This window comes from Pedobacter aquatilis (assembly GCF_032678425.1).
GTDB lineage: Bacteria > Bacteroidota > Bacteroidia > Sphingobacteriales > Sphingobacteriaceae > Pedobacter > Pedobacter aquatilis_B.
In genome coordinates, this window is sequence record NZ_JAVTSG010000013.1 from 1 (window position 1) to 1,700 (window position 1,700).

1 protein-coding gene is annotated in these 1,700 nt (G+C 40.4%); it reads left to right on the forward strand.

The genetic code is table 11. The annotated features are described in order from the left end of the window. Window positions 1-99: 99 nt before the first annotated feature. Window positions 100-1,700: M13 family metallopeptidase (locus tag R2Q16_RS20340; protein WP_316739916.1), on the forward strand; the 1,601-nt coding region annotated here is incomplete at its 3' end.

A 1,700-nucleotide genomic window follows, 5' to 3' on the forward strand; every position in this document is an offset into this window, starting at 1 on the left:
ATTTTCCATCACTAAATACCAGCCGGGATTAATGAATATTATTGCCCATAGTTCGCATTTTTACAATCTTTAAAATTGATTAAGATATACCTTTATACCATGCAAAGCTCAAAAATGAAATATAGCAATAATTATCATAAAATTATTTTAGGCGCAATTACTTATTTATTGGTCTTTAATACCGCCGATGTTGGGGCCCAATCAAAAACGAAGGTCAACAATAAAGCTGTATTTGGAAATTGGGGCATTGAGACACAGTTTATAGACAACAAGATAGCACCAGGAGATGATTTCTATAGATTTGTCAACGAAGGTTGGCTGAATACTAAGACAATTCCTTCAGGTTCTTCCGGGTTGAGCACCTATAGTGAGGCTAAAAAAATAGTGAATGAAAGGATAGCAGATTTAATTACTGTGGAAGCAAATGAAAAAGCATCTTCTAAACCGCTTCAGCAATTGGGAGCGCTATATCAGGGCTATTTAGATACCGCTCAAATCGAAATGCTGGGAACTAAAACCATTGAGCGGGAAGTTAAGCGCATCCTTTCATTCAAGAGTCATGATAGTATTGCAAAATGGATGGCCGATCCAAAATCATTTTCAATCGTAACTATTCGCACCGAGCCCGATATCAGTGACAGGAGTAAATTCCTGGTAACTTTTAGTGAAAGTGGCATCGGCCTGCCCGCCCCAATGTACTATCAAAAAGAAGATGGTCCTTATCCCGGCTATCGAAAGGCATATAAGGAATATATAATACATGTGCTAAACCTTACTGGCATTAGTCATGAAGAAAAACGTGCCACAGACATAATTGATCTGGAAACAAAGCTGGCCTCAATGCAATGGACGCCCGCACAAATGCGAGACAGCAAAATCAATTTTCACAAAATGCCAACTGCTGAACTTGGTACCTATGCACCGGGTTTTCCATGGAAAGTATTCCTTAAAGAAAGACAGGTAGCCAATGTTAGTGAAGTGATATTGCAGACCGACCTTGCCATTAAGGCAAAATCTGCGCTGTTTGCTGAAACCCCAGTAGACGTATGGGCATCTTACCTCGCCTTCCACTGGATAGTCAACCATTCAACCCTGTTGCCAACCAGGTTCCGGAAAAGTCAGTTTGATTTTTATTCTACAACACTCAATGGAATACAAAAAGACACACCCAGGGACAAAAAAGCAGTTCTATATGTTAATAGCCGTTTAGGTCAGCTTGTAGGAAAGTTATATGTAGAAAGGTATTTTAACAACGATTACCTTAAACATATAAAAGAATTAGTGACCTATGTTCGCAGCGCATTCAGATCACGACTGGAAACCTTGGACTGGCTCGATGAAAGCAGCAGAAGCGAGGCAATAGCGAAGCTTAATGCTGTAACTGTAAGAATTGGATACCCTGATAACTGGCGTGATTACTCCACAATTAATTTCAAAAAAAATAGTCCCATTGGCAACGAACGTCTAATAGCAAGGGCAAACTGGGATTATGAACGCTCGCTGCTTAGAAAGGTTTACACCAGTAAGGAATGGTATCAGGTTCCGCAAACAGTTGACGCGACGAGTAGCAAACTGTATAATTCAATCGAATTTCCAGCTGGTATATTGCAAGCACCTTTTTTTGACCCTTACGCAGATGCTGCGGTTAATTTTGGCGCTATCGGTGCAGTTATCGGCCATGAACTTGGCCACTGTTTTGA